Below are 17,728 nucleotides of genomic sequence, written 5' to 3' on the forward strand. Positions count from 1 at the left end.
CCGCTCCGGTACTGACCTACTGGCCAGTTCGGGGGGCCCATAGTGGTGGACGGGGGCCGGTGAGAAAAGAGTTTCCGCGGGTAACCCCGGTGGTGTGCGGGTTGTTGGCGCCGACGACGCGCCGAGGGGGCGGCCCGGCACCGGGCCGCCCCCTCGGCGCGCCCGTGGCGGACGCCGTCACTCCGACGAGGTCACTCCTCGACCGTGAGCCCCTTGCGCAGCCGCACGAGCGTCCGCGACAGCAGGCGCGAGACGTGCATCTGGGAGATGCCGAGTTCCTCGCCGATCTCCGACTGGGTCATGCCCGCGACGAAGCGCAGGGAGAGGATCTTCCGGTCCCGCGGCGGCAGCTCGGCGATCAGCGGCTTGAGCGACTCGACGTACTCGATGCCCTCGAGTCCGTGGTCCTCGTAGCCGATCCGGTCCGCCAGCGCGCCCTCGGCGTCGTCCTCCTCGGGCTGGGCGTCCAGCGAGGCGGCCGTGTACGCGTTCGACGCGGCCATGCCCTCGACGACCTCGTCGTTGGAGATGCCGAGGCGCTCGGCCAGCTCGGCCACCGTCGGCGCGCGGTCGAGCTGCTGCGCCAGCTCGTCGCCGGCCTTGGCCAGGTCGAGCCGGAGTTCCTGGAGGCGGCGCGGTACCCGCACGGACCAGGAGGTGTCGCGGAAGAAGCGCTTGATCTCGCCGATGATCGTCGGCATCGCGAAGGTGGGGAACTCCACACCGCGCGACAGCTCGAAGCGGTCGATCGCCTTGATCAGGCCGATCGTGCCGACCTGGATGATGTCCTCCATGGGCTCGCTGCGCGAGCGGAAGCGGGAGGCGGCGAACTTGACGAGGGCGAGGTTGAGTTCGACGAGCGTGTTGCGTACGTACGCGTACTCGTGGGTGCCTTCCTCCAGCGACTCCAGCCGCTCGAAGAGGGTCCTGGACAGGGCCCGGGCGTCGGCCGGTGCCACTTCGTCGTACGCGGGGATGTCCGGAAGGCCGGCGAGTGAGTCGTCGGTGTCGACGACTGCGTCGGGATGCTCGATGGGATCCAGATGTTCCGGAGGGAGTGTCGACGTCGCTTCTTGGGTACGCGATCCGTCGAGCCGGGGTGACATGATGTCCTCCATCGTTCTCGGCATACGGCTGCCGAAGCCAGATACGTGCACTGCGGTGTGCGGCGCCTCCAAAGCCGGCCGTGTCGATTACGTGTTCCTCCTAGGCCTACCGGCTTCACCGAGCCCACCGCAAGTGCGTTATGTGCGGTTATGTCCGTTTCTGTACGGATGTTCGGGTGTCGAAGGGGGGCGGGAAGGCGTAGTGTTCGAGGGCGTCAGCAGCAGTCACGACCCCGGGAGAGAGAGACGGCATGGACCGCGGGACGGTCGGCAGCGCACAGTCTGGCCGGCTTCTGGTGGAGGTGCGGGAAGAGGGCCTCAGCGCCGTCGTGACCCCGGCCGGTGAGCTCGATCACCACACCGCCGATCTGTTGCGTGAACCACTCGAGGAGTGCCTCGCCAAGGGTTTCAACCGCCTTGTCGTCGACTGCTCCCGCCTGGAGTTCTGCGACTCCACGGGGCTGAACGTCCTGCTCGGGGCGCGGCTGAAGGCGGAGGCCGCGGGCGGCGGAGTGCACCTGGCGGGCATGCAGCCGGTCGTGGCGCGCGTGTTCGAGATCACGGGGGCGGACGCCGTCTTCACCGTGCATGACACGCTGGAGGCCGCGCTGGCGAACGAGTCCGGCTGAGCCGCCGTGAGCGGCCGGCGGCGGGTCTCCTGCGCCCCCTGTGACCGGCGTTTTCAGCCCGCACGGTGTTTCCTGCCGAATACAGGGGTGTTCAGACGGCCCGGTCGGGCAGGAGACATGCGAAAACATGTCGGCTGCCGGACGGGGGCACCGGAGGTGGGCGCACCGCCTGTACTGCGTGATCGACTGTGTACGACTTTCCAACGTGAACTGGTGAATCGGTGAGGTGAAGCGCTGATGAGCACCACCCGGCCCTACTCGCCGGGCGACCGCGGTCCGGAGCCCAGCGGCGCTTCCGGGGAGCCCGGAGAGGGCGCGCCCGCGACCGCCGAGTCCGTGGGACCCGCATCCGCGACAGGTGTGTCCGACGGGGGCGGTGCCGCACCCTCCGCGGCACCCGCCGGCCGGCAGGTCCGCAGGCTGAGCTTCGACGGGGCCAGCGGCGTCGTGCCGCTCGCGCGCGACTTCACCCGGCAGGCGCTGTACGCGTGGGGCTGGCTGCCCGCCGCGACGGCCGACCAGCGGGCCGCCGCCGAGGACGTCCTGCTCGTCGTCTCCGAGCTGGTCACCAACGCCTGTCTGCACGCCGAGGGCCCGGACGAGCTGTGGATCAGCTGCGACCGCAAGGTGATCCGGCTGGAGGTCTCCGACCGGGGCACGGGCCAGCCGGCCCCGCGCACCCCGCACCGCGCCGGGCGGCCCGGCGGCCACGGCATGTTCATCGTCCAGCGCCTCTGCCTGGACTGGGGGGTCGTACGCAGCCCCGGCGTCGCGGGCAAGACGGTCTGGGCAGAACTGGGCGCCCCGGCGTAGCGGCTTTCCCGCGGCCTCTCCGCCCGCCGCCGGCCCCGGCGGCCGTTCCCCGCCGCCCGTCCTCGCGGTCGGCTGCGGTGCCCGATGCTCCTTCTCGCGGCCCGGCGGCCGTTCCTCGTGATTCCCCGGTGCCCGCTCGCGCGGCCCCGGTGGCGGTGCCGTACAGCCTCGGCGTCCGCTCTCACGGCCGGGCCCCTGTCGCCTCGTGCCTGCTCCCGGGGGCGGGCTTCGCACCCCGGCAGCCTCATGCTCGGGGCCGGGCTTCGCATCCCGGCAGCCTCATGCTCGGGGCCGGGCTTCGCATCCCGGCAGCCTCGCGCTCGCGGCCTCCCCGGCCGCCTCACGTCCTGGCCGCCGGGCCGGAAGGGACCCGGGAACGGCCCGGAGGGCCACCACGCCTCTCGAGGCGTGGTGGCCCTCCGTGAGCCGTCGGCGGGTGCGGTCAGCGCACGTCGCCCATGAGCTCCTTGACCTTCTTGCGGTACATCCAGATCGCCACACCGGCTACCACGGCGAGGGTGGCCTCGGCGGCCACGATGCCCGTCCTGTTCAGGTCGACACCGGCGATGGAGAGCAGACCGGTCGTGGCGTCACCGGCGGTGACCGCCAGGAACCAGACGCCCATCATCTGCGAGGCGTACTTCACCGGCGCCATCTTCGTCGTGACCGACAGGCCGACCGGAGAGAGCATCAGCTCACCGCAGGTCTGGACGAAGTAGATCGCCACCAGCCACAGCGCCGCGGCCTCGTGCCCGTCGCCCGCGATCGTCAGCGGCGCGAGGAACAGGAAGAAGGACGCACCGACCAGGACGAGACCGAACGAGAACTTCACGATCGTGCTCGGCTCCTTGCCGCGCCGGGCGAGCGCCAGCCACACCGTGGCGAACACCGGGGCCAGGGCCATGATCAGCACCGGGTTGACCGACTGGTACCAGGAGACAGGGAACTCCCAGCCGAGGACGCTGTTGTCCGCCGACGTCTTCGCGAAGATCGACAGGGTCGAGCCGCCCTGGTCGTAGATCATCCAGAACACGGCCGCGGCGACGAAGAACCAGATGTACGCCGACATCTTGGACTGCTCGGTGCGGTCCAGCTCCTTGTCGCGCTTGATGCGCGTCAGCACCATCACCGGGATGATCACGCCGAGCAGCGTCAGCGGGACCAGGATCCAGTTCAGCGTGTAGTTGCCGGAGAAACCGACGATCGCGTAGAAGACGACCGCGAGGGCGGCCCAGAACGCGGCCTTGCGCAGCGTGGAGGTCTTCTCCTCGGCCGACAGCGGCTTCGGGACGACGCTGGAGTGCGGCGCGAGGTGGCGGCTGCCGATCAGGAACTGGGCGACACCCAGCGCCATGCCCAGCGCGGCCAGCGCGAAGCCCAGGTGCCAGTTGACGCTCTCACCGATCGTGCCGATGATCAGCGGCGCGGCGAAGGCACCCAGGTTGATGCCCATGTAGAAGACGGTGAAGCCACCGTCGCGGCGCGGGTCGTCCGGGCCGCTGTAGAGCTGGCCGACCATCGTGGAGATGTTGGCCTTCAGCAGACCCGAGCCGATGGCGACGAGGCCGAGACCGGCGTAGAAGGTGCCGGAGGAGGGCAGGGCCAGCGTGAGGTGGCCGAGCATGATGATGCCGCCCGCGATCGCCACGGTCTTGCGGGGACCCCAGACACGGTCACCGAACCAGCCGCCCGGCATCGTGAGCAGGTACACCAGCGACAGGTACACCGAGTAGATCGCGGTCGCGGTGCCGGCGCTCAGGCCCAGACCGCCCGGAGCCACGAGGTACAGCGGAAGCAGTGCCCTCATGCCGTAGTAGGAGAAACGCTCCCACATCTCGGTCATGAAGAGGGTGGCCAGACCCCGGGGGTGGCCGAAGAAGGTCTTCTCGGAACCGGGGGTGCCCGGGGTGACCGAGTCCTTCGTCAGGCTGGACGCCATGGTCGATCCTTGCTGGTCGGGACGCGCTCACAAGGCGATGCGCGCCCGGTGGGGGGCGGCCGGCACCGGCGGCCCTGCCGTCCACCCCACGCCCACGGGGAGTCCGCCCCGGATCACGGAGCGGAGGACGGTGACCCCCGGGATCCACGCCTCGGGCGCGTTCGTGCGCGCGAGGCCCGGCCACAGGTCATTCCTTTCAAGGCTGGCCGTCGGCCAGCCCGCACACAAAAGAGACCTTCAGCGTCGAACAGCGCCAAAGGTCCCCGTGGTGCTACAGGCGTTGGTTCACCATACGGCAGGACACCGACCGGTATGGAAGTACTTGTGTCATGAATCACAAGGGAAACTGGAACCGCAGCGCCTCTTTCGAAGGTATCCAACAGGATGGGCTCCCACACCCGCAGGGCGTCCATCAATGGGCTGTGCAGGCACGTTCGTACCGGAACCGCCCGTGGCGATCACGGCCCGGACGTTGCGCCAAGCGGACTACCATCAGCTCATGACCCGTGTACTGCTCGCCGAGGACGACGCGTCCATCTCGGAGCCGCTGGCCCGCGCCCTGCGCCGGGAGGGGTACGAGGTGGAGGTGCGTGAGGACGGACCCACCGCGCTGGACACCGGGTTGCAGGGCGGCGTCGACCTCGTGGTGCTCGACCTCGGCCTGCCCGGCATGGACGGCCTGGAGGTCGCCCGACGGCTGCGCTCCGACGGCCACACCGTGCCGATCCTCATCCTGACCGCGCGCGCCGACGAGGTGGACACCGTGGTCGGGCTGGACGCCGGCGCCGACGACTACGTCACCAAGCCCTTCCGCCTCGCCGAGCTGCTCGCCCGGGTCCGGGCCCTGCTGCGCCGCGGCGCAGCCGAGCCCCAGCAGCCGCCCGCCACCCACGGCGTGCGCATCGACGTCGAGTCCCACCGCGCCTGGATGGGCGAAGAGGAGCTCCAGCTCACCGCCAAGGAGTTCGACCTGCTCCGGGTGCTCGTCCGCGACGCGGGCCGGGTCGTCACCCGCGACCAGCTGATGCGCGAGGTCTGGGACACCACCTGGTGGTCCTCCACCAAGACCCTCGACATGCACATCTCCTGGCTGCGCAAGAAGCTGGGGGACGACGCGGCCAACCCCCGCTACATCGCCACCGTGCGCGGCGTGGGCTTCCGCTTCGAGAAGAACTGACCCCCTCGGCAGAGCCGCGCCCCCGGGGCCGGCAGAGCCGGGCCCCCAAGGGCCGTACGCGGATACGTAAGAGGACATGCGCCGCCGACTGATCCAGTCCACGCTCGCCGTGGTGCTCGTGGTGATCGCCGTCTTCGGCGTCTCCCTCGTCATCGTGGAGACCCGCACCATCAGCAGCACCGCGCAGGAACGCGTCGACCTGGAGGCGGCCCGGCTGGCCAGCATCGTCGACAGCCGCCTGCTCGGCACCGGCACCGTCGACGCCGGCATCCTGCGCCGCCAGGTCGAGGGCGACCGCTACGCCGAGATCCGCATCCCCGGCCGGCCCGTCATCGAGGTCGGCACCGAACCCACCGGCGACGTCATCCGGGGCGAGGCCACCGGCGAGGAGGGCGAGACGGTCGTCGTGGAGGAGCCGCGCTCCTCCGTCACCCGGGAGGTCGGCCGGACCCTGCTGATCATCGGCCTGGTGGCGCTGCTCGCGGTGATCGCCGCCATCCTGCTGGCCGTACGCCAGGCCAACCGCCTGGCCTCCCCGCTCACCGACCTCGCCGAGACCGCCGAACGCCTCGGCTCCGGCGACCCGCGCCCCCGCCACAGGCGCTACGGCGTCCCCGAGCTGGACCGGGTCGCGGACGTGCTGGACGCCTCCGCCGAGCGCATCGCCCGGATGCTCACCGCCGAACGCCGCCTCGCCGCCGACGCCTCCCACCAGCTGCGCACCCCGCTGACCGCGCTGTCGATGCGGCTGGAGGAGATCACCGTCACCGACGACCCGGAGACGGTGAAGGAGGAGGCCAGCATCGCGCTCGGACAGGTGGAACGCCTGACGGACGTGGTGAACCGGCTGCTGACCAACTCACGCGACCCGCGCAGCGGCTCCGCCGTCACCTTTGAGCTGGACGACGTCATCCAGCAGCAGATCGCCGAGTGGCGCCCCGCCTACCGCAGCGCCGGACGGGCCATCGTCAGCTCCGGCAAACGGCACCTGGAGGCCGTCGGCACGCCCGGCGCGGTGGCGCAGGTGCTGGCGGCACTGATCGAGAACTCCCTGATGCACGGCGGCGGCACCGTCGCCCTGCGCACCCGGGTCACCGGCAACCAGGCGGTCGTCGAGGTCACCGACGAGGGGCCGGGCGTCCCGGCCGACCTCGGCGCGAGGATCTTCGAGCGCACCATCAGCGGACGCAACTCCACCGGCATCGGCCTGGCCGTCGCCCGCGACCTGGCCGAGGCGGACGGCGGACGCCTGGAGCTGCTCCAGTCCAAGCCCCCCGTGTTCGGGCTGTTCCTGTCGCGCACGCCGCCGTCGAAGTCCGCGTCGGACTCGGGCCACACCGTCAGATAGCCGCCCGCCGCACCGCGCGGGCCGCACGGGCTACGGCCGCCGGCCGGCGCCCACCCGCGGGGCCTTCGCGGCCCGGTCGTCGCGCACCGCCGCCGGATGCTCGTGCTCCAGGAAGGACTCCGCGCGGGTCACCGGCGGCAGCGCACGGAACACCCAGGTGCGGTACGACCAGAACCGGAAGAGCGTGCCGAGCCCGATGCCGAGGAACTTGAAGATGTTGCTCTGCAACGGGCTGTCCCAGCCGAAACCGTACGTCGCCGTGTACAGCACACCGTTCTCGATCACCAGCCCGACGGCGCTGAACAGCAGGAACAGCGACATCTCACGGGTACGGCGGGTCTTGTCGCGGTCCCGGTAGGTGAAGTAGCGGAAGCCGAGGTAGTTGAAGACGATCGCGACGATCGTGGCGATGATGCTGGCCCGCACCACCTGGAGGTCGGTGGTGTGCCGTACGAGGTTGAAGACACCGAGGTTGACCAGCACCCCGGCACCGCCCACCGCACCGAACTTCACGACCTCACGGACGAGCCGCTCGACCCGCCGCCGCACCGCGCCGGGTGGCGCGGGAGGTGCCGAGGGAAGCCCCGAGGAACCATGTCCCATGGTCGTGCCGGCCCCCGTCCGTCGGTTGGCGTCAACCCAGCCATGCTAACCACCCACGCGTGCGATCTTCCTGCCGGCGACGGCCGGCACCGGACGGATGCCGTCGAACCGGCCGGTAAACCGGCCGCTCCCGGGTGGCCGATACGCTAGGGGTGTGACGTTCCCGGTAGTCGGCATGGTCGGCGGGGGCCAGCTCGCTCGTATGACACACGAGGCAGGCATCCCGCTGGGCATCAGGTTCAAGCTTCTCAGTGACACTCCTCAGGACTCAGCGGCGCAGGTCGTCGGCGATGTCGTCATCGGCGACTACCGCGACCTGGACACGCTGCGCGAGTTCGCCCGCGGCTGTGACGTGATCACCTTCGATCACGAGCACGTGCCCACCGAGCACCTCCGGGCCCTGGAGGCGGACGGCATCCCCGTGCGCCCCGGCCCCGACGCGCTGGTGCACGCCCAGGACAAGGGCGTGATGCGGGCGAAGCTCGACGCGATCGGCGTGCCCTGCCCACGGCACCGCATCGTGTCCGATCCGCAGGACGTGGCCGCGTTCGCGGCGGAGGGTGACGGCTTCCCCGTCGTCCTGAAAACGGTCCGCGGCGGCTACGACGGCAAGGGCGTGTGGGTGGTGGACTCCGCCGAGGAGGCCGCCGAGCCCTTCCGCGCGGGCGTTCCGGTCCTCGCCGAGGAGAAGGTCGACTTCGTCCGCGAGCTCGCGGCCAACGTCGTCCGTTCCCCGCACGGCCAGGCGGTGGCCTACCCGGTGGTGGAGTCCCGCCAGGTGAACGGCGTCTGCGACACGGTCATCGCCCCCGCCCCCGATCTGGACGAGTCCCTCGCCCTCCAGGCCGAGCGGATGGCGCTGGACATCGCCAAGGAACTCGGCGTCGTCGGCCACCTCGCCGTCGAGCTGTTCCAGACCCGCGACGGGCGGATCCTCGTCAACGAACTGGCGATGCGACCGCACAATTCCGGCCACTGGTCGATGGACGGCGCCATCACCTCCCAGTTCGCCAACCACGTCCGCGCGGTCCTCGACCTGCCCCTCGGCGACCCGCGCCCGCGCGCGAAGTGGACGGTCATGGTCAACGTCCTCGGCGGCGACTACCCCGACATGTACTCCGCGTACCTGCACTGCATGGCCCGCGACCCCCAGCTGAAGATCCACATGTACGGCAAGGACGTGAAGCCCGGCCGCAAGGTCGGCCACGTCAACACCTACGGCGACGACCTGGACGACGTGCTGGAACGCGCCCGTCACGCAGCCGGCTACCTGAGAGGCACGATCACCGAATGAGCCCCGTTGCTGGCATCGTCATGGGGTCGGACTCCGACTGGCCCGTCATGGAGGGCGCCGCGAAGGCCCTCGACGAGTTCGAGATCCCCTACGAGGTCGACGTCGTCTCGGCGCACCGCATGCCGCGCGAGATGGTCGCGTACGGCGAGGAGGCCGCCGGCCGCGGCCTGAAGGTGATCATCGCCGGGGCGGGCGGCGCCGCCCATCTGCCCGGCATGCTCGCCTCGGTCACCCCGCTGCCGGTGATCGGCGTCCCGGTGCCCCTGAAGTACCTGGACGGCATGGACAGCCTCCTGTCCATCGTGCAGATGCCGGCCGGTGTCCCGGTCGCGACCGTCTCCGTCGCCGGCGCCCGCAACGCCGGCCTGCTCGCCGCGCGGATGCTCGCCGCGCACGACGAGGAGCTGCTCGCCCGGATGCGGGAGTTCCAGCAGGAGCTGAACGACCAGGCCACGGAGAAGGGCCGCCGCCTGCGCTCCAAGGTCGACGGCTCCGGGTCCGGATTCGGTTTCGGGAATTGAATGCTCCCCCTCGCCAGCGAGGGGGATTCCTGGCTCACGCCGCTCGACCGCCCGGCGGACGGTCGAGTCTCACGCGGTCGGCACCAGCCGGGTCCAGACCTGCCCGGACCAGCATCACGCGGGCGGAGTTCTTGTCCCTGGGGGACACGGCTCCGCACGTGGCGCAGGTGTAGGTACGTTCCGAAAGAGGAAGTGCGTGCTTGGTTCTCGCTCCGCACCGCGCGCAGTCCTTCGTGGTGTGGGCGGGATGCACGAGGTGGACGTCCCGCCCGTGTTTGCGGCCCGCCTCGAACAGGGCCCGCTTCGTGGCGCCGATCGCCGCGTCAGCGGCTTTGCGCGCCAGGGTCGTGCGGCTGAGGAACTTCGGCCGGAAGTCCTCCACGGCTATGGCGTCGTGGTCGCGCACGACCTTCTTCGCCCATTTGCGGCCGGTGTCCTGACACTGCCGTGCGACCTTCCTGTGGGCCTTTGCCCGCAGACGCCTCGCTTCCCGGTAGCCCTTCGAGGTCGCTTGTCCCTTCTTCGGCTTGCGGCGGGCCATCATCCGGTCGTACCGGGTCAGCTTCTTCTTGGCCCGGAGACCGTGCAAAGGGTGTGGAAGGTCGTGTGCGTCGCTGGTGGTGGTCGCGATGTCCGTCACTCCCCAGTCGATGCCGATCACGGCTCCTGTGGAGGGCAGGGGCACCACCTGCGCAGGAACGACGAACGAGCAGTACCAGTGACCCAGCGAGTCCTGGTAGACGCGAACGGAGGACGGCTCGGCCGGAAGCCCGCGCGACCACACGACCCTCAGCACAATCCCACCCGCAAGATGCAGACGACCGTCCTTCAGCCGGAATCCGCGCCTTGTGTAGCTCAGCGTCGGCGGTGCACCGAGCTTCCTCCGGAACTTGGGCATTCCGGCGCGTCGCCGTGCGGGAAGCCGCTGCCCGATGTCCTTCAGTGCCTTCGCGCGGGCCTTGCCGAAGTCGCGGATGACCTGTTGTTGTACGACCGAGCTGCCCGCTCGCAACCACGGGTTGGCCGCTCTGGCACCGGTGAGCATGCGATCGAGACGGGCCGGGCCACACGTCTCGCCCTCCCTGTGGGCCTTGGCGGAACGGGCGACACATTCGTTCCAGACCCATCGGCAGCGGGCCCACTCGGCGCCGAGTGCGGCGCGGGCGGTCGACGACACGCGCAACCGGTAGGTGTAGCGGGCATGCAGACCCACACCCTGCCCGAGCCCCTCGGCCTCCCCCACGCCTGCCTCCCCTGCGCGCGCTCGACACGCCGCTTTCCTGCGTCGTCCCGCCGTGTGCAAACCTACGTACGACATTCGTGTGGGCGTGTCCCCATCCCCTACTTGTCGCCCCAACCGGTCAACTCGGGACGTGTGTGCGTCCTGTTGCAGAGGTCCGGTTCCGTGACCCGGCACGCTTGCCGGGAACCCCATTGAGAAACAGGAGATGCCCATGACCGCCCTGGACCAGGCCCGGGAGCTGCTGCGGGAGTTTCCGGTCGTCGACGGGCACAACGACCTGCCCTGGGCGCTGCGCGAGCAGGTCCGGTACGACCTCGCCGCCCGTGACATCGCCGGTGACCAGTCGGCCCATCTGCACACCGACCTGCCCCGGCTGCGGGCCGGCGGGGTCGGTGCGCAGTACTGGTCGGTGTACGTCCGCTCGGACCTGCCCGACGCGGTGCCGGCGACGCTGGAGCAGATCGACTGCGTGCGGCAGCTGCTGGACCGCCACCCCGCGGAGCTGCGTGCCGCGTTCACCGCCGCGGACATGGAGGCGGCGCGGACCGAGGGCCGCATCGCCTCGCTCATGGGTGCCGAGGGCGGCCACTCGATCGCCAACTCGCTGGCCACGCTGCGCGGGCTGTACGCGCTGGGTGTGCGCTACATGACGCTCACCCACAACGACAACGTGGACTGGGCGGACTCGGCGACGGACGAGCCGCGCGTCGGAGGTCTGTCGGCCTTCGGCCGTGAGGTCGTCCGGGAGATGAACCGCCTCGGCATGCTGGTCGACCTCTCGCACGTGGCGGCGACGACGATGCGCGACGCGCTGGACACGTCGTCGGCCCCGGTGGTCTTCTCGCACTCCTCCGCGCGGGCGGTCTGCGACCATCCCCGCAACATCCCGGACGACGTCCTGGAGCGCCTCCCGGCCAACGGCGGCGTGGCGATGGTGACCTTCGTGCCGAAGTTCGTGCTCCAGGCGGCGGTGGACTGGACGGCCGCGGCGGACGAGAACATGCGGGCGCACGGCTTCCACCACCTCGACACCAGCCCCGAGGCGATGAAGGTCCACCGCGCCTTCGAGGAGCGCGTCCCGCGCCCGGTCGCCACCGTCTCCACGGTCGCCGACCACCTCGACCACATGCGCGAGGCCGCCGGCATCGACCACCTCGGCATCGGCGGCGACTACGACGGCACGGCCTTCACACCAGACGGCCTGAACGACGTCTCCGGCTACCCGAACCTGATCGCCGAGCTGCTCGACCGCGGCTGGTCCAGGTCCGACCTGGCCAAGCTGACCTGGAAGAACGCCGTCCGGGTACTGGGCGCGGCGGAGGACGTGGCCCGTGGCCTCCGGGCGACGCGCGGACCGTCCAACGCGACGCTGGAGGAGCTGGACGGCTGACCGGCCAGGGCGGGGCGGCGTACCCCCGAACGCCCCGCCCACCAGGAAGGACCCCCGGCCGCGTGCGACGGTGGCGGTACTGCACGACGACCGTACGGAGCCCGCCATGGCAGACCTCCAGGACGACCTGCACTCCCGCACCGAGGCCGGCGAGCTCGACGACCTGCCCGTGCCGTTGGCCGCCGAGGCCTTCCCGCCGGAGCCCTACGCGCCCGTCTCCGATCCCGACGACGAGCCGCTGGCGCGCGCCCACGCCGTGCTGGCCGCGCATCCCGTGGCCGACGGGTACAGCGGGCTGCCCTGGGCGCTGAAGCACCTGCCCTGGTACGACCTGGAGGTGGGGGAGAACGCGGTCGACACCGATGTGCCGCGGCTGCGTCAGGGGCACGTCGGTGCGTTGTTCTGGTCGTTGCATCTGCCGGAGGGGTTCGACGGCGACCGGGCCGTCGGCGCCACCCTGGAGCAGCTGGACCTGGTCAAGCAGGTGGTGCGGGCTCATCCGGAGGGGCTGCGGCTGGCCCATGACGCGGGGGAGACCACCGACGCCCGCAACTGCGGCCGGACCGCCGTGCTGCTCGGGCCGGCCGGGGCCGCCGCCCTGGGCGACTCGCTGGGCACGCTGCGCGCGCTGCACACCCTCGGCCTGCGGGTGCTGACCCTGACGGGCGCGGCGTGGGCGAGCGACGCCGGGCTGACCCGGTTCGGCGAGGAGGTGGTCCGGGAGATGAACCGGCTCGGGGTGATCGCCGATCTGTCCGGTGCCTCGGCCGAGACCATCCGCCGGACCTTCGCCGTCTCCAAGGCGCCGGTGCTGTGCAGCCGTTCCGCCGCCCGTGCCCTGCGCCCCCACCCGGCCAACCTCCCGGACGACCTGCTGGTGGAGCTGGGTGCGGCCGGGGGCCTGTGCCTGGTGCCGCTGACCGCCGAGCAGACCGGGCCGACCGTCCGGGACGTCGCCGACCACCTCGACCACGTCCGTGCGGTGGCCGGTCCGCGCGGGGTCGGTCTGTCCGGTACGTACGACGCCGGTACGGCGCACCCGCTGGAGCTGGGTGACGCCTCCTGCTATCCCCGGCTCATCGCCGAGCTGCTGCGGCGCGGCTGGGACGAGGCCGACGTGGCCCTGTTGACCTGGGGGAACGTCCAGCGGGTGCTGCGCGAGGCGGCGTTCGCCGCGCGGGCCGCCCAGCGGCGGCGGCAGCCGTCGACGGCGACCATCGCCGAGCTGGACGGATAGCCGCCGGCGCGGGCCGGGCGCCGGCGGCGGCGCGGGCCGGGAGTGCCGGGGAACGGCGCGAGCTGTGCCGGGGCGGCAGGGGCCGGGGCCGCTGGTACGGGCCGGGCCGGCCGCCCGGGTCAGCCGTGCTCGATGCGGCACAGGCAGAACGGATGCCCGGCCGGGTCGGCGTAGACCTGGAAGTCCTTCTTCTCCCGGTCCTCCAGGTCCAGCGGCCGGGCGCCCAGGGCCAGGACCTTCTCGTGGGCCGCGTCGATCTCCTCCCAGGTGGACCCGGCGTCGAAGTCCAGGTGGAACTGCTGGGCGTTGCGGTCGGCGCGCGGCCACTCCGGCGGGGCGAGCCCGGGCGCCCGCTGGAAGGCGAGCCGGGGCCCGTCGGGTACCTGGAGCACCACCCAGTCGGGGTCCTGCTCCTCAGGGGTGCCGCCGGCGACCTGTGCGTAGAAGCGGGCCAGTTCGAGGGGCTCGGGGCAGTCGAGGACGACGTTCCTGATACGTGCCACGGGGGCCATGGGGGCTCCTTCGCGAGGTCAGCAGGCGCACAGGCAGAACGGGTGCCCGGCGGGGTCGGCGTAAACCCGGAAGCCGCGGGAGCGGTCCTCGGTGTCCAGCGGCCGGGCGCCCAGCTCCAGGACGGCCTTCTCCGCCGCGTCGAGGTCCTCGACGTTGAGGTCCAGGTGGAACTGCTGCGAGTGGTCGGGGGACGGCCACCGCGGCGGGACGAACCCGGGGGCGGACTGGAAGGCGAGCGTCCGCCCGCCGGGGAGCTTGAGGTCGATCCAGTCCGACTCCTGGTCGTTCTCCTCGATCGTGCCCCCCAGGACGGCGGCGTAGAAGGCGGCCAGTGCCCGGGTGTCGGGGCAGTCCAGGACCACGGGGCCCAGCTCGGCGACGGCCATGACGTCCTCCTCGAAGTCTGCGGTTACCCCCAAGGTGCGGGTAACCGGTAACGGTTACTGCATGCTGCCCTATTGGCGGTAACGTCGCAAGCATGAGTGAGAGGTCGCCCGCGCCCGGAGGGCTCGCCCTGGTCGAGTCCCTGGTGAACACGCTGGACGTCGAGACGGGCGCCGACCGGCTCGACACTCCGGAGGGCCGGGCGCGCTTCGGCTGCACGGAGGACGACCTGGCGGACGTGCGCGAGCTGCGCGAGTCGCTCCGCGTCGCGCTGCTCGCCCACGCCGGTCACCCGCCGCACCGCGCGGTGACCCCGCTGGGCGAGCTGCTGGCGGCGGCGCCCCTGGTGGTGACCGTCGACGCGGCCGACGGCTCGGCGGCGCTCGCCCCCGCCGACGGCGGGCCGCTGCTGGCCCGCGTCGCCGCCGCCGTCGCCGAAGCGCTGGTCGCCGGCACCTGGACGCGGCTGAAGGCGTGCGAGGCGACCGACTGCCTGTGGGCGTACTACGACCGCAGCCCCGCCGGACGCGGACGCTGGTGCTCGATGCAGGTGTGCGGGGCGCGCGCGAAGATGCGCCGCTACCGGGCGGCGGCCAAAGAGGCGTAGCGCACACCGGGTTCACCGGCCGCCCGCGCCCCGATTGCGGCAGAATGCAGCACGACGCCGGTTCGGCCGACTGAGCCTCGGCCGAACCGGCGTCACCTCGTCCGCCGTCTGTGCCGCGCCGCTACGCCGTCGGGCGCCCCATCGCCCGGTACGTCCACCCGGCCCGCCGCCAGGCCTCCGCGTCCAGCGCGTTGCGGCCGTCGAGGATCACCCGGGCCGCCGTGGCCGCGCCCAGCGCCTCCGGGTCCAGCTCGCGGAACTCCCGCCACTCCGTCAGGTGCAGCACCACGTCCGCGCCGCGCACCGCCTCCAGTGCGGTGTCCGCGTAGCCGAGCGTCGGGAACAGCCGCCGGGCGTTGTCCATGCCCTTCGGGTCGTACACCGTGACCTGGGCGCCCTGGAGGTGGATCTGCCCGGCGACGTTCAGCGCGGGGGAGTCGCGCACGTCGTCGGAGTCCGGCTTGAAGGTGGCGCCGAGGACCGCGACCCGCTTGCCCAGGAACGGCCCGCCGCCCAGGGCCTGCCGGGTCAGCTCCACCATCTGGCCGCGCTGGCGCATGTTGATGGAGTCGATCTCGCGCAGGAAGGTCAGCGCCTGGTCGGCGCCCAGCTCACCGGCGCGCGCCATGAACGCCCGGATGTCCTTGGGCAGGCACCCGCCGCCGAACCCGATCCCGGCCCGCAGGAACTTCTTCCCGATCCGGTCGTCGTAGCCGATCGCCTCCGCCAGCCTGGCCACGTCCCCGCCCGCGGCCTCGCACACCTCCGCCATCGCGTTGATGAAGGAGATCTTGGTGGCCAGGAAGGAGTTGGCGGAGGTCTTCACCAGCTCGGCGGTCGGGAAGTCGGTGACGACGAACGGCGAGCCCTCCGCGACCGGCGTGGCGTACACCTCCCGCAGCAGCTTCTCGGCGCGCTCGCTGCGCACCCCGACCACGATCCGGTCCGGGTGCAGGGTGTCCTGGACGGCGAAGCCCTCGCGCAGGAACTCCGGATTCCAGGCCAGCTCGGCGTCGCCGCCGGCCGGGGCGTGCTCGGCGAGGTAGGCGGCCAGCCGGTCGGCGGAGCCGACGGGCACGGTCGACTTGCCGACGACCAGGGCGGGACCGCGCAGATGCGGTGCGAGCGAGGCGATCGCGGCGTCCACGTACGACATGTCGCAGGCGTACTCGCCGTGCTTCTGCGGTGTGTTCACGCACACGAAGTGCACGTCGCCGAAGGCCGCGACCTCGGCGTAGTCGGTCGTGAACCGCAGCCGTCCGCTGGAGCCCTCGATCCCGGCGACGTGCCGGCGCAGCAGCTCCTCCAGGCCCGGCTCGTACATCGGGACCTCGCCGCGGCGCAGCATCTCGATCTTCTCGGGCACCACGTCGAGCCCCATGACCTCGAAGCCCAGCTCCGCCATGGCCGCCGCATGGGTCGCGCCGAGGTAGCCGGTGCCGATCACGGTGATCTTGATGGCCATGGGGGTGCTCCAGGAGTCTGCGGCGGACGTGCGCGCCCGAGCATAACCGGGGTGCGGGGCACGCCCTCGACGGGCGACTCTCCGGCCGTCCGTCCCGCCGTCCGGCCGCGGTCTTTCGCGCTGTCGTCAAGCTCACCTATCCATCGGCGCGGCCGGAGCTCTAAAATTTGGGTTACTTAACGGTAGTTAGCGTGCCCAGCATCGCAGCGTTTTGGAGCGTGAGAGACCTTGGCCGGATCGGCTGACTTCGACCTGTACCGCCCGTCCGAGGAGCACGACATGCTCCGCGACGCCGTCCGCGCGCTGGCCGAGGCGAAGATCGCGCCGCACGCCGCCGCGGTGGACGAGGACGCCCGCTTCCCGCAGGAGGCGCTCGACGCCCTGGTGGCCAACGACCTGCACGCCGTCCACGTCCCCGAGGAGTACGGCGGCGCGGGCGCCGACGCCCTCGCCACGGTCATCGTGATCGAGGAGGTGGCCCGCGTCTGCGCGTCCTCCTCCCTGATCCCGGCCGTGAACAAGCTGGGCTCGCTGCCGGTGATCCTCTCCGGCTCCGAGGAGCTGAAGAAGAAGTACATGGCCCCGCTCGCCAAGGGCGACGCGATGTTCTCGTACTGCCTCTCCGAGCCGGACGCGGGCTCGGACGCCGCCGGTATGAAGACCAAGGCCGTCCGCGACGGCGACCACTGGGTGCTCAACGGCGTGAAGCGCTGGATCACCAACGCGGGCGTATCCGAGTACTACACGGTCATGGCGGTCACCGACCCGGCCAAGCGCTCCAGGGGCATCAGCGCGTTCGTGGTGGAGAAGTCCGACGAGGGCGTCTCCTTCGGCGCCCCCGAGAAGAAGCTCGGCATCAAGGGCTCCCCGACCCGCGAGGTCTACCTGGACAACGTCCGCATCCCCGCCGACCGCATGATCGGCGAGGAGGGCACCGGCTTCGCCACGGCGATGAAGACGCTGGACCACACCCGCATCACCATCGCCGCCCAGGCCCTCGGCATCGCCCAGGGCGCCCTCGACTACGCCAAGGGCTACGTCCAGGAGCGCAAGCAGTTCGGCAAGCCGATCGCCGACTTCCAGGGCATCCAGTTCATGCTCGCCGACATGGCCATGAAGATCTCGGCCGCCCGCGCCCTGACCTACCAGGCCGCCGCCGCCTCCGAGCGCGGCGACGCCGACCTCACCTACCTGGGCGCCGCCGCCAAGTGCTTCGCCTCGGACGTCGCCATGGAGGCCACCACCGACGCCGTCCAGCTCCTCGGCGGCTACGGCTACACCCGCGACTACCCGGTGGAGCGCATGATGCGCGACGCCAAGATCACCCAGATCTACGAGGGCACGAACCAGGTCCAGCGCATCGTCATGGCGCGCAACCTGCCGTAACCGGTCCGCCGAGCCGCGAGCGAGGGGTGCCCGTCCCAGGGGCGCCCCTCGCTCGCGCTCACGGACGTTCCCA

Annotated in this window: 17 protein-coding genes; 10 read left to right on the top strand and 7 right to left on the bottom strand. The window is 71.4% G+C overall.

Annotation, left to right across the window (positions count from 1 at the left end):
- Positions 1 to 191 precede the first annotated feature (191 nt).
- The gene (locus ACZ45Q_RS25655) at positions 192 to 1,106 is read right to left on the bottom strand and encodes an RNA polymerase sigma factor SigF (protein ID WP_468265440.1); all 915 of its coding nucleotides are present in this window, start codon (positions 1,104 to 1,106) and stop codon (positions 192 to 194) included.
- Positions 1,107 to 1,357: 251 nt separating this feature from the next.
- On the opposite strand from ACZ45Q_RS25655, the gene ACZ45Q_RS25660 reads away from it, so the two are divergent.
- On the top strand, positions 1,358 to 1,735 hold the full coding sequence (locus tag ACZ45Q_RS25660; RefSeq protein WP_468265442.1) for an STAS domain-containing protein: 378 nt from the start codon (positions 1,358 to 1,360) through the stop codon (positions 1,733 to 1,735).
- A 237-nt stretch (positions 1,736 to 1,972) separates the two neighbouring features.
- Positions 1,973 to 2,548 carry an ATP-binding protein gene (locus ACZ45Q_RS25665; protein ID WP_468265444.1) on the top strand — a complete coding sequence of 192 codons (576 nt, stop codon included), beginning with the start codon at positions 1,973 to 1,975 and terminating at the stop codon, positions 2,546 to 2,548.
- A 442-nt stretch (positions 2,549 to 2,990) separates the two neighbouring features.
- Here the strand turns inward: ACZ45Q_RS25665 and ACZ45Q_RS25670 are convergent, their stop codons facing one another.
- Entirely contained in the window at positions 2,991 to 4,487 is a 1,497-nt protein-coding gene (locus ACZ45Q_RS25670) for an MFS transporter (RefSeq protein WP_468265446.1), read from the bottom strand.
- A gap of 499 nt (positions 4,488 to 4,986) precedes the next feature.
- Between ACZ45Q_RS25670 and ACZ45Q_RS25675 the strand changes: the two genes are divergently transcribed.
- Positions 4,987 to 5,664, top strand: a complete 678-nt coding sequence (locus ACZ45Q_RS25675; protein WP_468265448.1) for a response regulator transcription factor — start codon at positions 4,987 to 4,989, stop codon at positions 5,662 to 5,664.
- Positions 5,665 to 5,740: 76 nt separating this feature from the next.
- The gene (locus tag ACZ45Q_RS25680) at positions 5,741 to 7,012 is read left to right on the top strand and encodes an ATP-binding protein (protein WP_468265450.1); all 1,272 of its coding nucleotides are present in this window, start codon (positions 5,741 to 5,743) and stop codon (positions 7,010 to 7,012) included.
- Positions 7,013 to 7,042: 30 nt separating this feature from the next.
- On the opposite strand, the gene ACZ45Q_RS25685 is transcribed toward ACZ45Q_RS25680, so the two are convergent.
- Positions 7,043 to 7,615, bottom strand: coding sequence for a GtrA family protein (locus ACZ45Q_RS25685; RefSeq protein ID WP_468265452.1), 573 nt, complete (start codon positions 7,613 to 7,615; stop codon positions 7,043 to 7,045).
- Positions 7,616 to 7,769: 154 nt separating this feature from the next.
- Between ACZ45Q_RS25685 and ACZ45Q_RS25690 the strand changes: the two genes are divergently transcribed.
- On the top strand, positions 7,770 to 8,909 hold the full coding sequence (locus ACZ45Q_RS25690; protein WP_468265454.1) for a 5-(carboxyamino)imidazole ribonucleotide synthase: 1,140 nt from the start codon (positions 7,770 to 7,772) through the stop codon (positions 8,907 to 8,909).
- Positions 8,906 to 9,430: a 5-(carboxyamino)imidazole ribonucleotide mutase gene (gene purE / locus ACZ45Q_RS25695; RefSeq protein WP_468265456.1), complete on the top strand. Its 525-nt coding sequence runs from the start codon at positions 8,906 to 8,908 to the stop codon at positions 9,428 to 9,430. The genes ACZ45Q_RS25690 and purE overlap by 4 nt, the downstream gene beginning before the upstream one ends.
- A 34-nt stretch (positions 9,431 to 9,464) precedes the next feature.
- Here purE and ACZ45Q_RS25700 read toward each other — a convergent pair whose 3' ends face one another.
- On the bottom strand, positions 9,465 to 10,673 hold the full coding sequence (locus ACZ45Q_RS25700; RefSeq protein ID WP_468265458.1) for an RNA-guided endonuclease InsQ/TnpB family protein: 1,209 nt from the start codon (positions 10,671 to 10,673) through the stop codon (positions 9,465 to 9,467).
- Between the two features lie 211 nt (positions 10,674 to 10,884).
- On the opposite strand from ACZ45Q_RS25700, the gene ACZ45Q_RS25705 reads away from it, so the two are divergent.
- Complete coding sequence (locus tag ACZ45Q_RS25705) at positions 10,885 to 12,063, top strand: dipeptidase (protein ID WP_468265460.1); 1,179 nt, start codon at positions 10,885 to 10,887, stop codon at positions 12,061 to 12,063.
- A 106-nt stretch (positions 12,064 to 12,169) separates the two neighbouring features.
- Positions 12,170 to 13,300: a dipeptidase gene (locus tag ACZ45Q_RS25710; protein WP_468265462.1), complete on the top strand. Its 1,131-nt coding sequence runs from the start codon at positions 12,170 to 12,172 to the stop codon at positions 13,298 to 13,300.
- Positions 13,301 to 13,419: 119 nt separating this feature from the next.
- On the opposite strand, the gene ACZ45Q_RS25715 is transcribed toward ACZ45Q_RS25710, so the two are convergent.
- The gene (locus ACZ45Q_RS25715; RefSeq protein WP_468265464.1) at positions 13,420 to 13,812 is read right to left on the bottom strand and encodes a VOC family protein; all 393 of its coding nucleotides are present in this window, start codon (positions 13,810 to 13,812) and stop codon (positions 13,420 to 13,422) included.
- An 18-nt stretch (positions 13,813 to 13,830) separates the two neighbouring features.
- Positions 13,831 to 14,199 (bottom strand): VOC family protein, encoded by a 369-nt coding sequence (locus ACZ45Q_RS25720; RefSeq protein ID WP_468265466.1) that lies wholly within the window; start codon positions 14,197 to 14,199, stop codon positions 13,831 to 13,833.
- Between the two features lie 92 nt (positions 14,200 to 14,291).
- Between ACZ45Q_RS25720 and ACZ45Q_RS25725 the strand changes: the two genes are divergently transcribed.
- On the top strand, positions 14,292 to 14,804 hold the full coding sequence (locus ACZ45Q_RS25725; protein ID WP_468265468.1) for a CGNR zinc finger domain-containing protein: 513 nt from the start codon (positions 14,292 to 14,294) through the stop codon (positions 14,802 to 14,804).
- A 121-nt stretch (positions 14,805 to 14,925) separates the two neighbouring features.
- Here the strand turns inward: ACZ45Q_RS25725 and ACZ45Q_RS25730 are convergent, their stop codons facing one another.
- On the bottom strand, positions 14,926 to 16,269 hold the full coding sequence (locus ACZ45Q_RS25730) for a UDP-glucose dehydrogenase family protein (RefSeq protein ID WP_468265470.1): 1,344 nt from the start codon (positions 16,267 to 16,269) through the stop codon (positions 14,926 to 14,928).
- Between the two features lie 228 nt (positions 16,270 to 16,497).
- Here ACZ45Q_RS25730 and ACZ45Q_RS25735 point away from each other — a divergent pair, with 228 nt between their 5' ends.
- Positions 16,498 to 17,655, top strand: a complete 1,158-nt coding sequence (locus tag ACZ45Q_RS25735; protein ID WP_468265472.1) for an acyl-CoA dehydrogenase — start codon at positions 16,498 to 16,500, stop codon at positions 17,653 to 17,655.
- Positions 17,656 to 17,728: the final 73 nt, after the last annotated feature.

This window comes from Streptomyces sp. NPDC031049, assembly GCF_055571015.1.